Source organism: Herbaspirillum sp. WTB6 (genome assembly GCF_057457785.1).
The window spans coordinates 2,763,837-2,782,479 of sequence record NZ_CP176522.1 but is presented as its reverse complement, the minus strand read 5'-3'; the positions used below and the strand labels follow the sequence as shown (position 1 = coordinate 2,782,479).

At 63.1% G+C, this 18,643-nt stretch carries 18 protein-coding genes and 1 tRNA gene; 15 read left to right on the top strand and 4 right to left on the bottom strand.

Annotated features, from left to right (window positions below; genetic code table 11):
- The first annotated feature begins 157 nt into the window (after positions 1-157).
- On the top strand, positions 158-1,819 hold the full coding sequence (locus ACK2VC_RS12985; RefSeq protein ID WP_486730779.1) for a methyl-accepting chemotaxis protein: 1,662 nt from the start codon (positions 158-160) through the stop codon (positions 1,817-1,819).
- 35 nt (positions 1,820-1,854) lie between these two features.
- On the opposite strand, the gene ACK2VC_RS12980 is transcribed toward ACK2VC_RS12985, so the two are convergent.
- The gene (locus ACK2VC_RS12980) at positions 1,855-2,496 is read right to left on the bottom strand and encodes a VTT domain-containing protein (protein ID WP_486730778.1); all 642 of its coding nucleotides are present in this window, start codon (positions 2,494-2,496) and stop codon (positions 1,855-1,857) included.
- An 89-nt stretch (positions 2,497-2,585) separates the two neighbouring features.
- On the opposite strand from ACK2VC_RS12980, the gene mutL reads away from it, so the two are divergent.
- From mutL to ACK2VC_RS12955, 5 genes are all read left to right on the top strand, one after another.
- Positions 2,586-4,403, top strand: coding sequence for a DNA mismatch repair endonuclease MutL (gene mutL / locus ACK2VC_RS12975; RefSeq protein ID WP_486730777.1), 1,818 nt, complete (start codon positions 2,586-2,588; stop codon positions 4,401-4,403).
- Positions 4,400-5,371: a tRNA (adenosine(37)-N6)-dimethylallyltransferase MiaA gene (gene miaA, locus ACK2VC_RS12970; RefSeq protein ID WP_486730776.1), complete on the top strand. Its 972-nt coding sequence runs from the start codon at positions 4,400-4,402 to the stop codon at positions 5,369-5,371. Before mutL ends, miaA begins: the two co-directional genes overlap by 4 nt.
- Positions 5,372-5,506: 135 nt before the next feature.
- Positions 5,507-5,583, top strand: a tRNA-Met gene (locus ACK2VC_RS12965).
- Between the two features lie 177 nt (positions 5,584-5,760).
- Positions 5,761-5,997 carry a hypothetical protein gene (locus ACK2VC_RS12960; RefSeq protein WP_486730775.1) on the top strand — a complete coding sequence of 79 codons (237 nt, stop codon included), beginning with the start codon at positions 5,761-5,763 and terminating at the stop codon, positions 5,995-5,997.
- A 1,063-nt stretch (positions 5,998-7,060) separates the two neighbouring features.
- Positions 7,061-7,627, top strand: a complete 567-nt coding sequence (locus ACK2VC_RS12955; RefSeq protein ID WP_486730774.1) for an NnrU family protein — start codon at positions 7,061-7,063, stop codon at positions 7,625-7,627.
- A 21-nt stretch (positions 7,628-7,648) separates the two neighbouring features.
- Here ACK2VC_RS12955 and ACK2VC_RS12950 read toward each other — a convergent pair whose 3' ends face one another.
- A complete protein-coding gene (locus ACK2VC_RS12950; protein ID WP_486730773.1) occupies positions 7,649-8,083 on the bottom strand; it encodes an EamA family transporter in 435 nt (144 codons plus the stop codon).
- Between the two features lie 187 nt (positions 8,084-8,270).
- On the opposite strand from ACK2VC_RS12950, the gene ACK2VC_RS12945 reads away from it, so the two are divergent.
- Both ACK2VC_RS12945 and ACK2VC_RS12940 read left to right on the top strand, forming a co-directional pair.
- On the top strand, positions 8,271-8,594 hold the full coding sequence (locus tag ACK2VC_RS12945; RefSeq protein WP_486730772.1) for a cupredoxin domain-containing protein: 324 nt from the start codon (positions 8,271-8,273) through the stop codon (positions 8,592-8,594).
- 6 nt (positions 8,595-8,600) lie between these two features.
- Positions 8,601-9,434 carry an FTR1 family iron permease gene (locus ACK2VC_RS12940; RefSeq protein WP_486730771.1) on the top strand — a complete coding sequence of 278 codons (834 nt, stop codon included), beginning with the start codon at positions 8,601-8,603 and terminating at the stop codon, positions 9,432-9,434.
- A gap of 144 nt (positions 9,435-9,578) precedes the next feature.
- Here the strand turns inward: ACK2VC_RS12940 and ACK2VC_RS12935 are convergent, their stop codons facing one another.
- Positions 9,579-10,397, bottom strand: a complete 819-nt coding sequence (locus tag ACK2VC_RS12935; protein ID WP_486730770.1) for an IclR family transcriptional regulator — start codon at positions 10,395-10,397, stop codon at positions 9,579-9,581.
- A gap of 492 nt (positions 10,398-10,889) precedes the next feature.
- Here ACK2VC_RS12935 and ACK2VC_RS12930 point away from each other — a divergent pair, with 492 nt between their 5' ends.
- Positions 10,890-12,098 carry an acyl-CoA dehydrogenase family protein gene (locus ACK2VC_RS12930; protein WP_486730769.1) on the top strand — a complete coding sequence of 403 codons (1,209 nt, stop codon included), beginning with the start codon at positions 10,890-10,892 and terminating at the stop codon, positions 12,096-12,098.
- Between the two features lie 104 nt (positions 12,099-12,202).
- Positions 12,203-13,327 (top strand): acyl-CoA dehydrogenase family protein, encoded by a 1,125-nt coding sequence (locus ACK2VC_RS12925; RefSeq protein ID WP_486730768.1) that lies wholly within the window; start codon positions 12,203-12,205, stop codon positions 13,325-13,327.
- Between the two features lie 18 nt (positions 13,328-13,345).
- Here ACK2VC_RS12925 and ACK2VC_RS12920 read toward each other — a convergent pair whose 3' ends face one another.
- The gene (locus ACK2VC_RS12920; RefSeq protein ID WP_486730767.1) at positions 13,346-14,098 is read right to left on the bottom strand and encodes a TerC family protein; all 753 of its coding nucleotides are present in this window, start codon (positions 14,096-14,098) and stop codon (positions 13,346-13,348) included.
- A gap of 102 nt (positions 14,099-14,200) precedes the next feature.
- Between ACK2VC_RS12920 and nhaR the strand changes: the two genes are divergently transcribed.
- The 5 genes from nhaR to ybeY all read left to right on the top strand — a co-directional run bounded on the left by nhaR (position 14,201) and on the right by ybeY (position 18,549).
- Positions 14,201-15,118 carry a transcriptional activator NhaR gene (gene nhaR / locus ACK2VC_RS12915; protein WP_486730766.1) on the top strand — a complete coding sequence of 306 codons (918 nt, stop codon included), beginning with the start codon at positions 14,201-14,203 and terminating at the stop codon, positions 15,116-15,118.
- A gap of 200 nt (positions 15,119-15,318) precedes the next feature.
- Positions 15,319-15,672 carry a hypothetical protein gene (locus ACK2VC_RS12910; protein ID WP_486730765.1) on the top strand — a complete coding sequence of 118 codons (354 nt, stop codon included), beginning with the start codon at positions 15,319-15,321 and terminating at the stop codon, positions 15,670-15,672.
- A gap of 3 nt (positions 15,673-15,675) precedes the next feature.
- Entirely contained in the window at positions 15,676-17,031 is a 1,356-nt protein-coding gene (gene miaB / locus ACK2VC_RS12905) for a tRNA (N6-isopentenyl adenosine(37)-C2)-methylthiotransferase MiaB (RefSeq protein ID WP_486730764.1), read from the top strand.
- Positions 17,028-18,086, top strand: a complete 1,059-nt coding sequence (locus ACK2VC_RS12900) for a PhoH family protein (RefSeq protein WP_486730763.1) — start codon at positions 17,028-17,030, stop codon at positions 18,084-18,086. The genes miaB and ACK2VC_RS12900 overlap by 4 nt, the downstream gene beginning before the upstream one ends.
- Positions 18,070-18,549 (top strand): rRNA maturation RNase YbeY, encoded by a 480-nt coding sequence (ybeY, locus tag ACK2VC_RS12895; RefSeq protein WP_486730762.1) that lies wholly within the window; start codon positions 18,070-18,072, stop codon positions 18,547-18,549. Before ACK2VC_RS12900 ends, ybeY begins: the two co-directional genes overlap by 17 nt.
- Positions 18,550-18,643: the final 94 nt, after the last annotated feature.

Genomic DNA, 18,643 nt, shown 5'->3' with positions numbered 1-18,643 from the left:
TTCGGATTGGCCTGTCCCTTCGTCCGGCCCCGACTCCTCGCGGTAGCAAATGACATCGGCTTCGATTCCTCATCCACCCGCCTCACCCCGTGCGATACAGCGCGGCGGCTGTAACAAAACGAAGCAACAACTCCACTTCGGAAATTGATAGAAAAACATGAAAAACTTGAAAATCGGCATGCGCCTGGGGCTCGGTTTCGCACTGCTATTGGCGCTCATGGCATTGATGAGTGTCATCGGCATCTGGCGTCTGAATGAAATCGGAGCGGCAACCCGAACCATGACCGATAAAACCCTGGTGGAGGAACGGCTGGCGTCGGAATTGGGCCAGGTTGCCACCATCAATAGCGTGCGCACGTATGCACTGGCCAAGACTTCGGAGCCGAGTCTGGAAAAGGAATACCTGGCCGAAATCAGCGAAACCCAAAAACAAATCGCCGAAGTTCAACAGCAGCTCGAAAAGCTGGTGCAGGGAGCCAAAGCCAAACAACTGCTGGCGAATATCCAGCAAAAGCGCGTCGTCTACCAGAAAGAGCGCGATGTCGTGCTACAGCTCAAGGCCAATTATGAGTACTCCGATGCCAGGGCCAGGGTCGACTCCCACCTGGCTCCGGCATTGCGAGATTACGTCAACAGCATCACGGCGCTGAAAGACCATCAAAAGCAACTGATCAACCAGGCATCGGCCGGCATCGACGAACATTTCCGTACCGGCCGGCTGCTGTTGATCGCACTGGGCGCGCTGGCGCTGGCGCTCGGCGCCCTGCTGGCATGGGCGCTGACACGCAGCATCACCCGGCCATTGCAGCATGCGGTCGGGCTGGCAAGCCAGGTCGCGGCCGGCAACCTGACTTCCCGCATCGAGGTCAGCGGTAAGGACGAAACCGCCCAGCTCCTGAAAGCGCTGCACGACATGAACGCCAGCCTGGCCGACATCGTCGGCCGGGTACGATTGGGCACCGACACCATCGCCACCGCCTCCGCCGAAATTGCCGCCGGCAACATGGATTTGTCTTCGCGTACCGAGGAACAGGCCGGCTCGCTGGAAGAGACCGCGTCCTCGATGGAAGAGCTGACCTCCACCGTCAAGCAAAACGCCGACAACGCGCGTCAGGCCAACCAACTGGCGGCCTCTGCTTCCACCGTCGCGCTGCAAGGCGGCGGCGTGGTCTCGCAAGTGGTGCAGACGATGGGCTCGATCAACGCCTCGTCGAAAAAGATCGTCGACATCATCGGCGTCATCGACGGCATCGCCTTCCAGACCAACATCCTGGCGTTGAATGCGGCGGTGGAAGCGGCGCGCGCCGGCGAACAGGGTCGGGGCTTTGCGGTGGTGGCAGCCGAAGTCAGGAACCTGGCGCAGCGCAGTGCAGCCGCGGCCAAGGAAATCAAGACCCTGATTGACGACTCGGTCGAGAAGGTCGAGTGCGGCACGCGGCTGGTGGATCAGGCCGGCGCCACCATGGGCGAGATCGTCAGCAGCATCCAGCGGGTGACCGACATCATGGCGGAAATCACCGCCGCCAGCGAAGAACAGACATCGGGTATCGAACAGGTCAACCAGGCCATCTCGCAGATGGACCAGGTCACGCAACAGAATGCGGCGCTGGTGGAACAGGCCGCGGCGGCCGCCACCAGCATGCAGGAACAGGCGGCAACGCTGTTGCAGGTGGTCGGTGTATTCCAGGTGTCGGCGGCCGACGCCGTGGTTTCATTGCCGGCCCCCGCCCCCGCACGCAAACTGGCACCGGCGCCGGCGCCAAGGCTGCGCGCACCGTCCACCGCGACGGCCGCGGCGGAGGGTTGGGAAGAGTTTTAAGCGGGGTCAGGCGCCGGCGGCCAACGCCGGCGCTGTTAGCTGGCGAATTTCTTGTAGAACTTCCACAGGCCGCCCAGCATCAGCGGTACCACGGCGGCACCGACACCGATCAGTACGATGGTATTCAGATGATCGCGGATGATCGGGATATTGCCGAAGAAATAGCCGGCGCCGACCAGGCCGACCACCCACAGCAGCGCGCCGCTGATGTTATAGAACTGGAATTTCGACGGCGTCATTTTCGAGACGCCGGCAACGAACGGCGCGAAGGTGCGCACGATCGGCACGAAGCGCGACAACACGATGGTCTTGCCGCCGTGCTTTTCGTAAAAGACATGGGTCCGGTGCAGCGCCGCCTTGTCCAGCCAGCGGTAATTGTGCGTAAACACCTTCTGGCCAATGGCGTTGCCGATCCAGTAATTGACCGTGTTGCCGGTGACCGCAGCAGTCACCAGCAAGCCCATCAGCCACCAGATGTTGATTTCGCCGGTGGCGCAAAAGGCGCCCGCCACGAACAGCAGCGTATCGCCGGGCAAAAACGGCAGCACCACCAGGCCGGTTTCGCAAAACACGATCAAAAACAGCACCGCATAAATCATCGTGCCGTAATTCGCAATCAACGTACCAAGTGATTTGTCGACATGCAGGATCATGTCGAGCAATTGCATAAAATCCATGATGTTCCCAATGATAGCCCGGCGGAATCATACACCACCGCCCGGCTTGGCGGCGCGAAGCACGGCGCCCGCGCAGTTATAATCTGCGCATGAATCCTGCCCCGACCGCCGTCCGCCCGATCCAGCCCCTGCCCGACCAGTTGATCTCGCAAATTGCCGCCGGCGAAGTGGTCGAACGGCCGGCGGCGGTGGTCAAGGAATTGCTGGAAAACGCGCTCGACGCCGGCGCCACGCAGATCACGGTGCGGCTGGAACAAGGCGGCGTCAAGCGCATCGCGATCACCGACAACGGGCGCGGCATCGCCGCCGAGCAATTGCCGCTGGCGTTGGCGCGCCACGCCACTTCCAAGATCGCCTCGCTGGATGAACTGGAAAACGTCGCCACGCTCGGCTTCCGCGGCGAGGCGCTGGCTTCGATCGCGGCGGTCGCCCAGTTGCGGCTGACGTCGCGCACCGCCGACGCCGCCCACGCGTCCGAAATCACCGGCGACGGTGACGTGGTGCCGGCCTCGGGCGCGCCCGGCACCACGCTGGACGTGCAGGATCTGTATTTCAACACGCCGGCGCGGCGCAAGTTCCTGAAGTCGGAGCAGACCGAATTCGGTCACTGCGCCGAAGTGGTGCGGCGCATTGCGCTGGCGCGCCCGGATGTCGCGTTTTCGCTGTCGCACAACGGCCGCGCGGTGGCGCACTGGAACAGCGCCGACACTGCGAAACGCAGCGCGCAGATCCTCGGCGACGAATTCGCGCAGGCCAGCCTGGCGCTGGAGCAGGCCGCCGGGCCGCTGCGCCTGTCCGGCTTCGTCGGTCTGCCGACCGCATCGAAAGCGCGCGCCGATGCGCAGTATTTCTACGTCAACCGCCGTTTCGTGCGCGACAAGCTGCTGACGCATGCGGTGCGCGCCGCCTACCAGGACGTGTTGCACGGCGATCGCTTTCCGTCCTACCTGCTGCAACTGGAACTCGACCCGGCCCTGGTCGACGTCAACGTCCATCCGGCCAAGACCGAGGTGCGCTTTCGCGACAGCCGCGCCGTGCATCAATTCGTGTTCCATGCGGTGCAGCGCGCCTTGGCGCAGACCTCGGCCACCGCCCATGGCGCGGCGCCGGCGCCGCAACCGGCCCAGCCCTCCGCACTACGCTGGATCACGCCGCCGCAGCAGGCCAGCTTCGGCGCCCGCTTCGCCGCCAGCGGCGTCGCCCAAAGCACGGCGAATTATGGCGCGCTGTTTGCCGCCGACTCTGCCGCCGACGCCGATGGCGGGCCACATACACCGGCCGTGCCGCAGCCAAACCCGGCGCCGCCAGCCTTGGCGCAGGATGAATTCCCGCTCGGCTTCGCGCTGGCGCAGTTGCACGGCATTTACATCCTGGCGCAAAACGCGCGCGGGCTGGTGCTGGTCGACATGCATGCGGCGCACGAACGCATCGTGTATGAGCAGTTGAAGGAAGGCTTGGACGCCAATGCGCTGCAGGTGCAGCCGCTGTTGATTCCGGTCACGTTCTTCGCCGATGCGGTCGAAATCGGCAGCGCCACCGAACACCGGGAAGTGTTGCAGGCGCTCGGCTTCGACATCAACCCGCTGTCGCCGACCACGCTGGCGGTGCGCGCGCTACCGGCGCTATTGAAAGGCGCCGACGCCCAGGCGCTAGCGCGCGACGTGCTGCGCGACGTGCGCGAATTCGGCGGCTCGCGCGTGCTGGTCGAGCGGCGCAACGAATTGCTCGGTACCCTGGCCTGCCACAGCGCGGTGCGCGCCAACCGCAGCCTAAGCGTGCCAGAAATGAATGCGCTGCTGCGCCAGATGGAAGCCACCGAGCGCGCCGACCAGTGCAATCACGGCCGCCCGACCTGGGTGCAACTGGCGATTGCCGATCTCGACCGGCTGTTTCTGCGCGGACAATGAACACCACCGGCAAGCCTTTGGCGGTCGCCCTGATGGGCCCGACCGCGTCCGGCAAAACCGCCGCCGCACTCGAAATCGCGCGCCATATCCCGAGCGAAATCATCTCGGTCGATTCGGCGCTGGTGTATCGCGGCATGGACATCGGCAGCGCCAAGCCGAGCGCCGCCGAGCGGGCCGAGGTGCCGCACCACCTGATCGACATCATCGAACCGAGCGAAGCCTATTCAGCAATGCAATTCCGCCAGGACGCGCTGCGGCTGGTGGCAGACATCGTCGCGCGCGGACGGCTGCCGCTGCTAGTCGGCGGCACCATGCTGTATTTCAAGGCGCTGCAGGACGGCCTGGACGATCTGCCTGCAGCCGATGCGCAAGTGCGCGCGCGGCTGGAGCGGGAAGCCGCCACGCTCGGCATGCCGGCGCTGCATGCACGACTGGCGGCGCTCGACCCGGCCACCGCCGCGCGCCTGGCGCCGAACGACAGCCAGCGCATCGGCCGCGCCTTGGAAATCATCGAACTCAGCGGGCAACCGATGTCGGCGCTGCTGGCGCAAAAAACTGCCACCGAACTGCCATTCCGGCTGCTGCCGCTGGCGCTGGAACCTTCCGAGCGCGCCGTGCTGCACCAGCGCATCGCGGCCCGCTTCGACGCCATGCTGGCGGCCGGGTTGATCGACGAAGTGATTGCACTGCGCGCGCGCGGCGACCTGCGCCCCGGCCTACCGGCGATGCGCTGCGTCGGCTACCGCCAGGTCTGGAACTACCTGGAAGGCCTCGACGATCATGCGCAGATGCGCGAAAAGGCGATCATCGCCACCCGCCAACTGGTCAAGCGCCAACTGACCTGGCTGCGCTCGATGCCGCAACGGCACAGCATCGATTGCCTGCGGCCGGACGCCGCAACGCTGGTGCGGCAGGCGATCGCCGAGGCCGGGGAATTTTCAAAAATATCGGAAAAAACGGGAGTATAGGAATTTTCTGCCTGATTTCGCCCGATTTCACTTCGAGTCAATAAATACTGTCATATGTATATGATCAAGCCGGTAGTCTGATCATTTCTTTTCGTTGACAGCCGACAGCGGAAACCCGATAATCTCGGGCTCTTTGGTGATATAGCTCAGTTGGTTAGAGCACAGCACTCATAATGCTGGGGTCGGTGGTTCAAGTCCACCTATCACCACCAAATTTAGTCTTAACAATCAAAGACTTACGTTAAAAGCCGACTCTCAAAGGGTCGGTTTTTTCGTTTCCGCCCCGCATACTGCTCAACTAATTTACCCCTGTCGTTGAGACGGAGTTGAGCAGATTATCCTGCCCATATTTTTATGGTCTCTGATGTACGACAGGATTAAAAGCACGGATGTCACCATTCCGGGACACCGAACAGGTACTGCGTCGCCGGGACGGCGAAAGGGCCGACATTCAGCCGGTCGATCGCTTGCAATTGCAAAATATGGATGACGGCAGTTCTGAAAATCATCCCAACGTTGGGTATCTCGACAAAAATCTCCATCAAAATTTGATCCGCAAGTCTCAACTATTACCGCCGGCTATGCTCACCTCGGTGTGTAAGTTGAACCCGAAATGGCAGGTGTAACCCTTACGATCATGTCGTTCCGCTGCTGCTTCCCTCGTGGGGCGTCCCGCTTGGTGCACTTGCCTCCTGTACACTTCTCGGTCTAGGCATCTCAGGACCGTAGCAACAAAGCAGCAAGGGCAAGGGTAGGAGCTGCAACAAGTGCAATTGCACCACTCCATGAGCGGAAGATGCTGATGATGAAGGCCGCCCCGATGAGCGATGCCAGAATGATCCAAACGAGCCAGAGCCAAGACATCCGGCCAGCGTAGGCCATGTTCCGACCGCGCCTAAGAGGAGCGCCATAACGCCGAGATAAAGAAAAATTGGCACTACGGATGCGGCAAAGAGGCGTCCAACCGGCCAACCTTTTTGACGTGCCGTAGGGACGTAGGCAACCAATGCACCAGCGAAGGCCGCTGACGCCAGAGCACAAATTTGGGGTGAGTTCATGAGTTGCCGTCCTGGTGATTGCCCAAGGGCTTTACTTGCACTCCGCGATCATGTGACGACGCACCAAGGGACCGTAGGCGGTAGAAGTACTAGTCTCGTTCCGGTCAAGCACATTGTATTTCCCGCATCGTTTTGTCGCCTCGGCATAGCAGGTCGACCAGTCATCAGCCGAGCCATCGCAGGAGATTAGGAACCCCTGCTTCCCATCCGGCGTTGTGATTTGCTTCACGCCAGCAGCACAACCCACAAGCGCAACGGCTGAGATGATCAGCGTGACATTCTGGAACACTCTTTCTCCTGAAATTTCCGGTATTCGGAGGACAACTTTCCACCACGTTACGAAACAATTGTAGATCAGAAAACCATCATCAAGCGGGATTACCCTAACTGTTAAAGGGAACCTATCCCACCAGAATCTCGAAGCCAGCCTCGCGCTGGCTTTTTCTTTATCCGCCCAAAGCGCCGGCATTGCCGGACCAACAAGTGCGCTATGGGAATGGGCTACAATTGGCAACCGGTCAGGCCGAATATTTGCCGCAACCCGCCCGCAGCGGCGCGGAGTATCGGAACCGGATCCAGCTGTACCGCCGATCGGCTCGAAGCTGAACGTCTTCCTTGAGGAGTGGCATCCATGGCAATCCTGGTTCTCGGCCTGATCCTTTTCCTCGGCATTCACCTGCTGCCGACGCTGCCCCGCATGCGAAACCGCCTGTTTGCAAGCTTCGGCGAGAAGCCTTACAAGGGGATGTTTTCGTTGATTTCCGCACTGGGCCTGGCATTGATCGTCATCGGTTACGCCCGCGCGCCGGCTGATGCGCGCCTGTTCGATCCGGTTGCCGGCGCGATCGCGATCGCACCGCTTGCCGTCACTATCGCTTTCATCCTGCTGGCCGCGGCCAACATGAGGACGTACATACGCCGTGCGCTCAGGCACCCGATGCTGATCGGCCTCGGCATCTGGGCGGCGGTGCATCTGCTGGCCACCGGCCAAACCAGGTCGACCTTGCTATTCGGCGCTTTCCTGGCGTATGCGCTGATCGACATCATTTCCGCCGCCGCGCGCCATGCGGTCAAGCCGTTCCAGCCGGTCGCCAGGCAGGACGCCATCGCGGTGGCCGCCGGCATACTGCTGGCCTTGCTGGTGATGGGCTTCCATCGCCTGCTGTTCGGCGTGAAGGCAGTGCCCTGGGGCATTTGAGGGTTTCCACTGCCGCCGACATCAGCGCCTAAAACCCAGCACGAACACGCCCAGCGCGACCAGGCCGATGCCCAGCCATTCGCGCCAATTAGGCCGCTCGCCGAGGAACAGCACGGCGAAGATCGCCACCAGCACCAGGCTCAGCTTGTCCACCGGCGCCACCTTCGAGGCGTCGCCGATTTTCAGCGCCCGGAAGTAGCACACCCAGGACGCGCCGGTGGCCAGGCCCGAGAGCGTCAGGAACAGCCAGGTCTTGCCGCTCAATGCGAATGGATTGCTCCATTTGCCGGTGAATAGCACGAACAGGGACAGGACGATGATGATGATGAAGGTGCGCACCAGCGTCGCCAGATCGGAGTCGATTCCCTCCAGCCCGATCTTGGCGAAGATCGCCGTCAGGGCGGCAAAGATGGCGGAGAAGATTGCCCAGTAAAACCATTCGCTGGATGCCTGCATGATATCGGTGTGCCGCTCGGAATAAAGACCGTTGCATTGTCGCATCCGACGCCGGCATTGCCCATCGGTACCTTTCTTGCATGCCTTGCGGGGAATTTCGACCGCCTCACCCATCCAAACTAAAATCCTCGTTGATATTTTCAATGATAATGATTATCATTTGTATCGTCGATATTAACCGGGAACCATGATGCTATTGCGCTCGCTCTTTCTGTCTCTCTTGCTGTTGTCGTCCGCAGCCTTTGCCGCCGACGAGGTGGTGCTGACAATCAAGGACCACCGTTTCGTGCCGACCGAGTTGAAGGTGCCGGCTGGCAAGAAAATCAAGCTGGTGGTGGAAAACCAGGACGCGACCGCCGAAGAATTCGAAAGCCACGACCTGAACCGCGAAAAGGTGATCGCGCCAAAATCGAAGGCCACGATCTTCATCGGCCCGTTGAAGGCCGGCACCTACAAGTTCTACGGCGAATTCAACCAGGCCACTGCGCAGGGCGCGGTGATCGCGGAGTAAGCACTTATGTTTGGCGCTTCGATCATCGTCTTTCGGGAGTCGCTGGAAGCGGCGCTGTTGATCGGCATCATCGCCGCCTCGACGCGCGGCTTGGCGCAGCGCGACCGCTGGCTGGCGCTCGGCATCGGCGCCGGGCTGGCCGGATCGCTCTTGGTGGCGGCGGCCACGCAATCGATCGCCAACCTGGCCGACGGCAGCGGCCAAGAGCTGTTCAATGCGGCAATCCTCGGCGTCGCGGTGCTGATGATCGGCTGGCACAACGTCTGGATGGCTTCGCACGGCAAGGAAATGGCCGGCAAGGCGAAGCAGGTTGGCGCCGACATCCGCAGCGGCCGCCAGGACTTGTCGGCAATTGCGGTGGTGGTGGCACTGGCGGTGTTGCGCGAGGGCTCGGAAAGCGTGCTGTTCCTGGAAGGCATGAGCGCCGCCGCCACCGATAGCGGCGCCTCGATCCTGGCCGGCGGCGCCATCGGGCTGTTGGCCGGCGCCGCGCTGGGTGTGATCGTCTACCGCGGCTTGCTGCGGATTCCGCTACGCTGGTTCTTCTCGGTCACCAGCGCACTGCTGCTGCTATTGGCGGCCGGGCTGGCGAGCCAGATGGCGAAATTCCTGATCCAGGGTGATTTCATTCCGGCGCTGGCGTCGCCGGTGTGGGACACCTCGGCGCTGCTGTCCACCGGCTCGCTACCGGGGATTGCGCTGCACGTGTTGATCGGCTACGACGCCCGCCCGAGCGGCATGCAATTGCTGTTCTATGCCGCCACCTTCGGCCTGATTGCGCTGGCCACGGCCTGGGTGCGCCGCCAGCAAGGCGCCTCCCTCCAGTTGCGCCCGCAATGACGGCGAAGTCGCTGCCGGCTGGCACGCCGGCAGCGACTCATATACTCGATCAATCTACTCCGAATTCCGCCTGTAAAACGGCGACTTTCGGCACATACTCCTTTATTTGATGGCGTACCACGCTCCCGCCTCGCTGGATTACGGCTACGGCTGGCGCAGCCGCTCCACCAGCGCCGCCAGCCGCGGCTGCACTTCGTGCAGCAGGTAATCGGGCGACAGGTGGAACGCCGGGCCGCCGCAGTTGATGGAGAGCGGCGCGCTGCCGTCGGCCGGCCGGAACGCGATCGCGATCGCATTGACGTCCGGCTGCCAGCAGCCGAACGAAGTGCTGCAACCGAGCCGCGCCGATTCCTCCAACGAGCGCATGATGCCGTCGTAAAGCGCCGGCCACGCCATTTCATCCAGTTCGCGCACCCGCTCCAGGATGTCGTTGCGCTCGCTATCCGAAAGGATTGCCAGGTAGGCGCGCCCCATTGCGGTGCTGGCGATCGGGATGCGCGAGCCGACGTCCAGGCTCAGGGTCAGCGCGGTCTGGCTGCGGCGGTTTTCGATGTAGATCATGCTGAGCCGGTCGCGCATGCCGAGCGACACCATGCTGCGCGAAAAATCGGCCAGTTCCTGCATCAGCGGCCGCGCCAACTGGCGGATATCCAGCTTGGCCAGCATTGCCGACGACAGCGCCAGGGTGGCGCTGCCGAGTCGGTACTTGCCGCTGGCCGCCTCGTATTGCAGATAACCGGCCTTGGTCAGCGTATAGGTCAAGCGCGAGACGGTCGACTTCGGCAGCTTGCAGCGCTCGGCCAGTTCCTGGTTGCCCAGCAGGCGATCACCGGAACGAAAGCAGGACAAGAGTTCCAGCCCGCGCGCCAGCGCCGTCACGAAGTGGCGGTCTTCCTTGATGTTGGCCGTCTGCGCCGCCGGCTGCACCTGCCCGGGCGCGGTATTGCGTTCGTGTTCAGCCATCGGCTCATGTTGGAAAGAGGAAAAATCTCCCGTATTTTAAATTAATATTCCGCTGTGCAGAATATTGATCTCACCAATAAAGCCTCGCGCAAATCCAGCCGACAACAATCAAATTCACAGAACTTAGTCCATATTCGGTCCAGATTTACGCATTTATACCGCCAATTCCTGGTTCATTGACACACGGACAGCAAAGCAAATACAGTTTTACTTTAGGATCTCCATTCCACTTTGCAGAACAAATGCCGTTCCGAGTCGATATCACCGGCATTCCCACGAACAGGACCACGAGACGAGCCCTACTCCGCGCTACTAACGGGACGCGCCCAGACCGTCGTCGGCACGTCATAAAACACCGGAGTATTTTTGATACCGCATGAATTACGGGCGGAAATCGAATATTTTTAGGCATACTCCTTATATCTGAAAGTCGGCAAGGGCCCCGCCTGCGCGCCGGCAAGCCGAGAAGAACAAGGACACAATGAGGACGTTATGGACCTGAATTTCACCGCCACCGAACTTGCCTTCCGCCAGCAGGTGCGGAATTTCCTGGCGCAAGCGCTGCCGGCCGACATCAGCCACAAGGTGCACAACGGCCTGATCCTCGAGCGCGACGATTACGTGCGCTGGCAACGCATCCTGCACGCGCAGGGCTGGGGCGGCCCGGCCTGGCCGGTGGAATTCGGCGGTCCCGGCTGGAGCGTCGTGCAGCAATACATCTTCGAGGAAGAATGCGCGGCCGCCGGCTGCCCGCGCACGATTCCGTTCGGCCTGAAGATGGTGGCGCCGGTGATCATGGCCTTCGGCTCGAAGGCGCAGCAAGAGCGCTTCCTGCCGAAGATCCTGGCCGCCGACGAATGGTGGTGCCAGGGCTATTCCGAACCGGGTGCCGGCTCCGACCTGGCTTCGGTCAAGACCCGCGCCGAAAAAATCCGCACCGACGACGGCGCGTTCTACCTGGTCAACGGCCAAAAAACCTGGACCACGCTCGGCCAGTACGCCGACTGGATCTTCTGCCTGGTGCGCACCGACCCGGCGGCCAAGGCGCAGCGCGGGATTTCGTTTTTGCTGATCGACATGAAGTCGCCCGGCGTCACGGTACGGCCGATCATCACGATGGACGGCGCGCACGAAGTCAATGAAGTCTGGCTGGAGAACGTGCGGGTGCCGGCGGCAAACCTGATCGGCGAGGAAAACGCCGGCTGGACCTACGCCAAGTTCCTGCTCGGCCACGAGCGCACCAACATCGCCGGTATCGGCATCGCCAAGCGCGAGCTGGCGCGCCTGAAGCGGATCGCCGCGCAGGAGACCAAGAACGGTGCGCCGCTGTTGCGCGACCCGCTGTTCGCGGCGCGCATCGCGCAGATCGAGATCGATCTGACGGCGCTGGAAATCACCAACCTGCGCGTGCTCTCGGCCGAGGCCGAGCGGCGCGCACCGGGGCCGGAAGCCTCGATCCTGAAGATCAAGGGCACCGAAATCCAGCAGGCGATCAGCGAACTGCTGGTGCAGGCGGTCGGCCCCTACGCGCTACCCTTGCGGCGCGAGGCGATGGCCGCCGGCTACCAGGGCGAGCAAGTCGGCCCCGACTACGCCGTCTCTCTGGCGGCGAATTACCTGAACATGCGCAAGCTGTCGATTTACGGCGGCTCGAACGAGATTCAGAAAAACATCATTGCGAAAATGATCCTGGGGATCTAAAGCGTTGCTAGACCGAGCTTAGCGAAGCGGCACCCTGCCCCCGACAGATAACAGCACTGAACACAGCCGTACTCCGCGCCAATAGAACGACACCAGGAACCACCATGGATTTCACCTTCAGCGCAGAACAGCAGATGCTGCTGGAAACCACCCGCCGCTTCATCGCCAAGGACATCGGCTTCGAAGCCCGGCGCCGGAATGGCGCGCAATCGGCGGACGGCTTGTCCCGCGCCGCCTGGCAGGGTTTCGCCGACCTTGGCCTGCTGGCCTTGCAGGTGCCGGAAGCCGATGGCGGCCTCGGCGGCGGCGCGATCGAGACCATGCTGGTGATGGGCGCGCTGGGCGAAGGGTTGGTGCCGGAACCTTATCTGGCGAGCGCGGTGCTGGCCACCCGCGCCATCGCCGCGCTCGGCAACGCCGAGCAGCGCGCCGCGCTGCTGCCGACGCTGGCCGCCGGCGAAACGATCGCAGTACTGGCGCATGACGAGGCGGCCACCCGCTTCGACTGGCGGGCGGTGGCCACGCACGCGCAGCCACACGACGGAGGCTACGTGCTGAACGGCCACAAGAGCGTGATCGTGCACGGGCCGTCGGCCGACACCTTGCTGGTGACGGCGCGCCTGGCGAATACGGAAGAACTGGCGCTGTTCGCGGTGCCGCGCGACGCCGCCGGCCTGCATCAGGGCGCCTACGCCACGGTGGACGGCATCCCCGCCAGCGAGATCCGGCTCGACCAGGTTGCGCTGCCGGCCGGCGCCCGCCTGGACGGCGCCGCCGATGCCACCAGCGCACTGGCGGAGATCCTCGACGCCGGCCTGGCCGCCATCTGCGCCGAAGCGGTCGGCGCGCTGGACCGGGTACTGGCGGCGACCGTCGAATACACCCGCACTCGCCAGCAGTTCGGCGTGCCGATCGCCAGCTTCCAGGCGCTGCAGCATCGGATGGCGAACATGGCGCTGCACATCGAACAGGCGCGCTCGATGAGCTATCTGGCGGCGGTGCGCTGCCAGGACCGGGATGCGGCGACGCGCAGCGCGGCGCTGTCGGCGGCCAAGGTGGTGATCGGCCAGGCCTGCCGCTTCGTCGGCCAGCAGGCGGTACAGCTGCATGGCGGCATGGGCGTCTCGGACGAACTCGACGTCAGCCATTATTTCAAGCGGCTGCTGGCGATCGAGCTGCAGTTCGGCAGCACCGACTGGCATCTGGAACGCTATGCGCGCCAGCTGTAAGTCGCTTCCAACTTCGGCCTAGTGCCGTCCCTGTTCATCCTTGGCGAGCGGGATGGCCGCCCCGGTATTGCGCTTGCGCAGCCGCAGGTTGAGCGCCTCCACCAGCACCGAGAACGCCATCGCTGAATAGACGTAGCCCTTCGGCACGTGATGGCCGAAACCGTCCGCAATCAGCACCACCGCCACCACCACCAGGAACGCCAGCGCCAGCATCTTGATGGTCGGATGCTCGGATACGAAGCGCCCGATCGGCGCCGCGAACAGCATCATCAAGCCGACCGAAACCACCACCGCCGCGATCATCACCTCGATCTGGTCGGCCATACCGACCGCGGTAATGATCGAATCCAGCGAAAATACGATGTCGATCAGCATGATCTGCAGAATCACCGCGGTAAATGTCGCCGCCACCTTGCCGCCGGCGTGCTCGCCGCCGCCTTCCAGCGTCTGATGAATTTCGCCGACGCTCTTCCACAGCAGGAACAGGCCGCCGGCAATCAGGATCAGCGCCCGCCCGGAAATTTCCTGCCCCCATATGGTAAACAGCGGCGCGGTAAAGCCGATGATCCAGGACAGCGTCAGCAGCAGGCCGATGCGCATGAACATCGCCGCAAACAGGCCAAGCCGACGCGCCATCTCGCGCTGATGCGGCGGCAGCTTGTCGACCAGGATCGAGATGAAGATGATGTTGTCGATGCCCAGCACCAGTTCCAGTGCGGTCAGGGTTGCGAATGCCATCCACACCTGTGGATCGGTCAACAGTTCCAGCATAAAAACCTTGCTAATCAATGAGTGAAACCGACATGCTAGCGTTTTCCAAGCTCTAGTAAAAGCGAAGATAATGGAAATATTACTTCCGAAAAACAGAATCTCATGAAATCCAGCGGGTTGAATTTTCGCCATCTGTATTACTTCTGGGTCGTGGCCCAGGAAGGCAGCGTCACGCGCGCCGCCGAGCGGCTGGGGGTGGCGGTGCAGACCATCAGCACCCAGCTCGGCTTGCTGGAAAAAGCGCTGGGGAAATCGCTGCTGGCGCCGCAAGGCCGGCGCCTGGCGCCGACCGCCGCCGGGCGCACCGCGCTGGCGTACGCCGACCAGATTTTCTTGCTGGGCGAACAGATGCAGGAAGCGCTGGCCGACGATGATGTGAATGCGGTGCGCCTGACCGTCGGCATTTCGAATTCGCTGCCGAAACTGATCGCCCATCGGCTGCTGCAGGCAGCGCTGCGGCTGCCGCAGGCGATTCGGCTGGTGTGTTATGAAGATCAGTTCGAGTCGCTGCTGGCCGACCTGGCCCTGCACAAGCTGGACGTGGTGCTGGCCGATCGCCCGGTCAGCCCGGGCGCCGCGCTGCGCGTCTTTTCTCACCTGCTGGGCGAGAGCGAGCTGACGCTGTTCGGCACGCCGGAACTGGCGCGGCGCTTTCGCCCCGGCTTTCCAGCCAGCCTGCAGGGCGCACCGCTTCTGCTGCCGACCCGCAACAATGCGATGCGCGGCCGCATCGAGCAATGGTTCGAGGCCAACGGCCTGCAGCCGGAAATCACCGGCGAATTCGAAGACAACGCGCTATTGAATACCTTTGGCCACAGCGGCCTCGGCCTGTTTTTCGCGCCGGCCGCGATGGCGCGCGAGGTCAAGGAGCAGCTCGGCGCGCTGCCGGTGGGCATCATCGCCCAGTTGCGCGAACCGGTATACGCGATTTCCAGCGAGCGCAAGATCCGCCATCCGGCGGTGGCGGCGATCCTGGAAGCGCCGCATGGCGGCCTGTTTGCGCCGCCCGGACGTGGATAAAACCCAGCCTTGGCGGGGTCGCCCGGCGCCGAGGCGGACAGCACCGGATGGTATAATCTGCCCCTTGCGCGCGGCGCCTGTTTGCCCCCGATACCCGTCATTTCCCGGCACGCTTGATTCGCATCGAGGGCGCGAGCATCGCGCCTTCCGGCCGCCCAGACTGCGACGCCGATACCCTCGTACACGAAACGGAGTTTGCCATGTGGGCTTCCCGCCTGTTCACCGTCTTCTGCCTGCTGCTCGGCAGCCTGCCGGCGCAGGCCTTCGAGCGGCCGTTTCCGCCGAGCGCGAGGCGCGGAACGATGACGCCGGCGCCCTATCCGGCGATCATCATCAACAACCAGCAGTTGACGCTCTCGGCCGGCGCCCGCATCTGGAACCAGGACAACCTGATCGAAATGCCGGCGGCGCTGCGCGGCCAGAATCTGCCGGTGAATTACACGCAGACCAATCAGGGCGAAGTCGACCGGATCTGGATCCTGACCCCGACCGAAGCCAGCGCGCCGGCGCCGAACCCGAATTCGCAAAATCAGCCCTCCAATTTGATCCGATAAGCCATGCCCAAGAAACTATTCATCAAGACCTTCGGCTGCCAGATGAACGAGTACGATTCGGCCAAGATGGCCGACGTGCTGCGCGTGTCCGACGGCATGACCCGGACCGAGCGCCCCGAAGACGCCGACGTGATCCTGCTGAATACTTGCTCGATCCGCGAAAAATCGCAGGAAAAGGTGTTTTCCGACCTTGGCCGGCTGCGCGAGCTGAAGCAGCACAAGCCGGATCTGGTGATCGGCGTCGGCGGCTGCGTCGCCTCGCAGGAAGGAGCGGCGATCGTCAGCCGGGCGCCCTACGTCGACCTGGTGTTCGGGCCGCAGACACTGCACCGGCTACCACAGATGATCGAAAAGCGGCGCAGCAGCGGCCGCTCGCAGGTCGACATCAGCTTCCCGGAGATCGAGAAATTCGACCACTTGCCGCCAGCCCGGGTCGAAGGCCCGACCGCGTTCGTGTCGATCATGGAAGGCTGCAGCAAATACTGCAGCTATTGCGTGGTGCCCTATACCCGTGGCGAAGAAGTCTCGCGCCGCTTCGACGACGTGCTGACCGAGATCGCCGGCCTCGCCGAGCAGGGCGTGAAGGAAGTCACGCTGCTGGGACAGAACGTGAACGCGTTTCGCGGGGCGATGGCGGATGGCGAAGTGGCTGATTTTGCGTTGCTGATCGAATACATCGCCGACATCCCCGGCATCGAGCGCATCCGCTTCGTCACCAGCCACCCGAAGGAATTCACCCAGCGCCTGATCGACACCTACGCCCGCGTGCCGAAACTGGTGAATCACCTGTACCTGCCGGCGCAGCACGGTTCGGACAAGATCCTGGCGGCGATGAAGCGTGGCTACACGGTGCTGGAGTACAAGTCGATCATCAGCCGGCTGCGCCAGGTACGACCCGAGATCGCGATTTCAAGCGACTTCATCGTCGGCTTCCCGGGCGAGACCGAGGAAGATTTCGCGGCCCTGATGAAGCTGATCGACGACATCGGCTACGACAGCAGCTTTTCCTTCGTGTTCAGCGCCCGCCCCGGCACGCCGGCGGCGAACCTGCCGGACACCACGCCGCAGGAGGTCAAGCTGAAACGGCTGCAGCATCTGCAGGCGGTGGTGCAGGCGAACGCGCAAAAATTCAGCCAGGCGATGGTCGGCACGGTGCAGCGCATCCTGGTCGAAGGCCGCTCGCGCAAGGACCCGAGCGAACTGCAGGGGCGTACCGAAAACAACCGCGTCGTCAACTTCCCTGCCGGCAGCGACGCCGCCAGCCTGATCGGGCAATTGATCGACGTCAGGATCGTGCAAGCCAACCCGAATTCGCTGCGCGGCGAGTTGGCTGCCCACCCAACGGTATCCCACGCTTGAAAAAATCACCTATCCAGCCGCTGCATTTCACTCCGGAACCGGTCGACAATACCCGGCTCGCGCACCTGTGCGGGCCGATGGATGAAAACCTGCGGCAGATTGCCGCCGCGCTTGACGTCACGATGTTCCGGCGCGGCGAGAAATTCATCGTCAGCGGCACGCAGGCGGCGCAGGCGGTGGAATTGCTGGCGCGATTCTACGAGCTGGCCGGCAAGCCGATTTCGGTCGAGGACATCCAGTTGGCGCTGGTCGAACAGCGTGCCGCACGGGCGCCGCGCCCGCCGGCACGCAAGAGCCGGCCCGAACAGGCGGTGGAGGCGATGCCGGCCGAGACCGAATCGCCGATCCTGAAAACCCGGCGCAGCGACCTGCGCGGCCGCACGCCGCACCAGAGCCAGTATATCCGCGCCATCCTGGAGCACGACGTCACCTTCGGCGTCGGCCCGGCCGGCACCGGCAAGACCTATCTGGCGGTGGCCTGCGCGGTCGATGCGCTGGAACGCGACGCGGTCAAGCGCATCGTCCTGACGCGGCCGGCGGTGGAAGCCGGCGAACGGCTCGGCTTTTTGCCGGGCGACCTGGCGCAAAAGGTCGATCCCTACCTGCGCCCGCTGTACGACGCGCTGTACGACCTGCTCGGCTTCGACCGCACCCAGAAGATGTTCGAAAAGCAGGCGATCGAAGTGGCGCCGCTGGCCTACATGCGCGGACGCACGCTGAACCACGCCTTCATCATTCTGGACGAGGCGCAAAACACGACGCCGGAACAGATGAAAATGTTCCTGACCCGGATCGGCTTCGGCAGCAAGGCGGTGGTCACCGGCGACATCACCCAGATCGACTTGCAGCGCCACCAGAAAAGCGGCCTGATCGACGCGCTCGACGTCCTGCAGGAGGTGCGTGGCATCGCCTTCACGCGTTTTTCCAGCAGCGACGTGGTGCGCCATCCGCTGGTGGCGCGCATCGTCGATGCCTACCAGGCGGCCGGCGACGATGCGCAGCCGTCCGCGCCCCTGACGCTGAAGAAACCGGCCAGGCATGCGACGAGAAAATAAGCTGTCGCTGTCGGTGCAATATCCCGACCCGCGTCTGAAAGCGCAGATCACGCGCCCGCTGCTGCGGCGCTGGGTCCATGCCGCGCTGCTGGCGCCGGCCGAACTGGCGATCCGCTTCGTCGATGCCGCCGAAGGCCGGGCGCTGAACCGCGACTACCGCGGCAAGGACTACGCCACTAATGTCCTCACCTTCGCCTACAGCGAGGACGTGGAACTGGCCGGCGCGGCCGGCAGCGAGCTGCCGACGCAAGCCGACCTGATCCTGTGCACCGACGTACTGCAGCAGGAAGCCGCCCAGCAGCGGAAATCGATCGAAGAGCACACCGCGCACCTGGTAGTGCACGGTGTGCTGCATGCGCAGGGCTACGACCACGAAACCGACGCCGAAGCGCTGGAAATGGAGCGGCTCGAAACCGAGATCCTAGCCGGCCTCGGCTATCCCGATCCCTACCAAACGCGCTGATTCTCCGCCCCCGCCGGCTATAAAGCAGCCGGGCCGCGACGCCTAGCGCCATCCATTTTTTTACACGCCGGCTTGCGGCGCATCATGTCTTTTT